The sequence below is a fragment of the Pyrobaculum sp. genome, from assembly GCF_049971835.1.
GTDB lineage: Archaea > Thermoproteota > Thermoprotei > Thermoproteales > Thermoproteaceae > Pyrobaculum.
Genome location: NZ_JBMFKV010000391.1, coordinates 1 through 927 on the forward strand (window position 1 = coordinate 1; position 927 = coordinate 927).

Below are 927 nucleotides of genomic sequence, written 5' to 3' on the forward strand. Positions count from 1 at the left end.
ATAGACGTTGAAACTGGCACGGCTCTGTGGATGTGTCCACTCTAGCGTCGTGGCTGTGGTACAGCCCAAATCCTCAGTCAAGCCGCCTCACTAGCCGAGGACCTTGGAAAACTTGCGGAGGTCGCTCTGCACGACGGTACACTAGTGCCACGCCATGTGCAGAGTAGGGCGATCGGTAAGGCGAAGCCGTCGATTCGCGTTGAAGTAAATGAGGGAAAAACTCATAAACCCGTAGAAAAAACATGACGGAGCCCGGTCGTCTAGCGGCCAAAGGACAACCCGGCTTGGGATGCGGGGCTCTGGACCCCGTGGCCCGGGTTCGAATCCCGGCCGGGCTACCACTTTACGGGACTTCACCCACGCCGCCGCGCTTCTCTAGGGGTGTACGAGCCTGCGCAACAACCTACCTTACTATTAAGATTGAAGTTTGGCGGTGAGGCTGGATCGCCGCGTACGACTTCTGGAGTTGAGGAACGAGGTGGAGTCCCTCAGCCAGCCTCCCTTCCCGCTCCCCCGTGACCTGTAGGGGGGCTTCTGGCGGTGTGGAGGGAGGTGGTGCTGGCGTACGACAGATTCGGCACACCAGTCTCCGTGGACCTAGACACTGCTCGCAATCCACAGGGTTGGTTAATGGCGCATCTGGCTTGGGCAATTCCTGGACTGCGGGTAGCTGGACGGGGGTGCTGACGGGGGCTGACCTAGACGCCGTCTTCGTGGTGGACGCTTGGAGCGAGACCCACATGCCTCTCGCGAGGCGCTATCTTGAGGCGTGCCGTAGTTACGGCCTCGACTGCCGCCTCTCCGAGCAGAAGCCCGCCGAGATATACGCCGCGGAGCTGTGCGAGGCTGAGTGCGGGGCTGGGTGCGCCGTCGTTACAAGGGACTACGACGCGGCTGGCGTTGTGAAAAACTGCGCCGTCCTTCTGT

1 tRNA gene and 1 pseudogene are annotated in these 927 nt (G+C 61.1%); both read left to right on the forward strand.

Annotated elements, in window-relative coordinates:
- Nucleotides 1-249 precede the first annotated feature (249 nt).
- Nucleotides 250-341: transfer RNA gene (locus ACP5J3_RS14895), tRNA-Gln, on the forward strand.
- A gap of 303 nt (nt 342-644) precedes the next feature.
- A pseudogene (locus ACP5J3_RS14900) lies at nt 645-927 on the forward strand (hypothetical protein); the annotation flags it as partial.